This window comes from Streptomyces sp. NPDC054840 (assembly GCF_053611065.1).
On the sequence record NZ_JBSGZP010000964.1, the window covers coordinates 1 to 2,099 of the forward strand.

3 protein-coding genes are annotated in these 2,099 nt (G+C 71.1%); 1 reads left to right on the plus strand and 2 read right to left on the minus strand.

Going from position 1 to position 2,099, the window contains the following annotated elements; translation table 11 throughout:
- Positions 1 to 15: 15 nt before the first annotated feature.
- Positions 16 to 660 carry a dihydrofolate reductase family protein gene (locus tag ACWGIU_RS36455; protein ID WP_453712365.1) on the minus strand — a complete coding sequence of 215 codons (645 nt, stop codon included), beginning with the start codon at positions 658 to 660 and terminating at the stop codon, positions 16 to 18.
- Positions 661 to 688: 28 nt separating this feature from the next.
- The gene (locus ACWGIU_RS36460) at positions 689 to 1,402 is read right to left on the minus strand and encodes a flavodoxin family protein (protein WP_453712366.1); all 714 of its coding nucleotides are present in this window, start codon (positions 1,400 to 1,402) and stop codon (positions 689 to 691) included.
- Positions 1,403 to 1,527: 125 nt separating this feature from the next.
- Here ACWGIU_RS36460 and ACWGIU_RS36465 point away from each other — a divergent pair, with 125 nt between their 5' ends.
- Entirely contained in the window at positions 1,528 to 2,076 is a 549-nt protein-coding gene (locus ACWGIU_RS36465; protein WP_453712367.1) for a PadR family transcriptional regulator, read from the plus strand.
- The last annotated feature ends 23 nt before the right edge of the window (positions 2,077 to 2,099 follow it).

A 2,099-nucleotide genomic window follows, 5' to 3' on the forward strand; every position in this document is an offset into this window, starting at 1 on the left:
CCCCGGGCCCGGCCGTCACCTGCGCCAGAACAGGTGGTGCGTCACACCGCCGGCACTGGGCACGACGTCGAGGTGGAACCGGTCGAGCAGTTCTTCGGGGGACTCCCAGAGTCTGACGCCGGATCCGATCTCCACCGGCGAGACCGCCACGTGCAGGGTGTCGACGAGGCCGGCGTCGAGGAACTCGCGGATCGTGGTGGCCCCGCCGCCGAGCCGTACGTCCTTGCCCCGCGCCGCTTCCCGCGCCCGGTCCAGGACGGTGGCCGGGTCGGCGTCGACGAAGTGGAAGGTGGTGTCGGAGAGCGTGAAAGAGGGACGCGTGTGGTGGGTCAGGACGAACACGGGGGTGTGGAACGGGGGCTCCTCACCCCACCAGCCGCGCCAGTCGTGGTCGGCCCAGGGTCCGCGCTGGGGTCCGAACTTGTTGCGGCCCATGATCTCGGCGCCGATGTTGTGCGCGAAGTCCCGGGTGAAGTAGTCGTCGAGGCCCCGGCTCCCTCCGGGGGCGGTCCGGTGGGGCCAGCTCGCGGTGGCCCCGGCCCAGGCGAACATCTCGCCGGGATCGGCGTGGCCGAACGGCCTCTCCAGGCTCTGGTGCTCACCGGCGCCGAATCCGTCACGCGAGACGGTGAAGTTCTGGACCCTCAGCAGCTGCTCCACCGGATTCCTCCTCCGGACGTGCGCGGGCTCAACGGTGCTCGGGGTTGGGGAAGTCGAAGCGGCAGCCGGCGTCCCACTGTGAACGCTGGTTGCCGTGCGGCGGGATGCCGCCCGAGCGCTTGAGCAGGGCGGCCACGTGCATGAGGTTCCAGGACATGAAGGCGGTGTTGCGGTTGGTGAAGTCGTTCTCGGGGCCGCCGGAGCCGGGATCCAGGTAGGAGGGGCCGGGACCGGCCTCACCGATCCAGCCCGCGTCGGCCTGCGGCGGGATCACATAGCCGAGGTGCTGGAGGCTGTAGAGGATGTTCATGGCACAGTGCTTGACGCCGTCCTCGTTGCCGGTGATCAGTGCGCCGCCGACCCGCCCGTAGTAGGCGTACTGGCCCCGCTCGTTCAGGAGCGAGGAGCAGGCGTAGAGCCGCTCGATGACCTGCTTCATCACGGAGCTGTTGTCGCCGAGCCAGATGGGGCCGCACAGGACGAGGATGTCGGCGTCCATGATCTGGCTGTAGAGGACCGGCCACTGGTCGCTCTCCCAGCCGTGTTCGGTCATGTCGGGCCAGACCCCGGTCGCGATGTCGTGGTCGACGGCGCGGATGAGGGAGGTCCGGGTGCCGGCCGCTTCCATGACCCTGCGGCTCTTGTCGATCAGGCCCTCGGTGTTGCTGGTATCGGGTGAGCGTTTGAGCGTGCAGTTCACGTAGAGGGCGGTCAGGTCCGAGTAGTCGTATGCGGCAGCCACACCCCCAGCCTCGCCACGCCGGGCCGGCGCCGCCACCGGGCCGCGCCCGTCCGGGGCGGCCGTGCGGAGGCGGCCGTCGGGAGGCGGCGGCGTGGCCGGTCCCACCGCAAACCTAGGATGGCGCCATGTCGCTGCCGCACGCCATCCTCACCGCCCTGCTCGAGAAGCCCTCGTCCGGGCTGGAGCTGACCCGGCGGTTCGACAAGTCGATCGGGTACTTCTGGTCGGCGACGCACCAGCAGATCTACCGCGAGCTGGGGCGCCTGGAGGAGTCCGGGCTGATCCGGGAGCTGCCGAGCGAGGTGCCCGTGCGCGGGCAGAAGAAGGAGTACGAGGTGCTGCCCGCCGGCGGCGCGGAGCTGGCCCGGTGGGTCGCCGAGAGCCAGGACCCCAAGCCGATGCGCGACCCGCTGCTGCTGCGGATCCGCGCGGCGGGTGTCGTGGGGCCGCAGGGCCTCGGTCCCGAGCTGCGGCGCCATCTGGACCTGCACCGGCGCCAGCTCGCGCAGTACGAGGCCATCGAGGAGAAGGACTTCCCGCCGGGGCGGGACGCCGTGGAGGACCGGCTGCGCCGGCTCGTGCTGCACGGCGGGATCGCCCTGGAGACGTTCTGGCTGCACTGGCTGGAGGAGGCCCTGGGCGAGGTCGAGGACATGTCCGGGCCGCAGACCTGACGCACGCAACGCTGCCGCCCCGC

Excerpts from the sequence above, each read along its gene's own strand:
- ACWGIU_RS36465 (WP_453712367.1), top strand. The coding sequence starts at position 1,528 with ATGTCGCTGCCGCACGCCATCCTCACCGCCCTGCTCGAGAAGCCCTCG.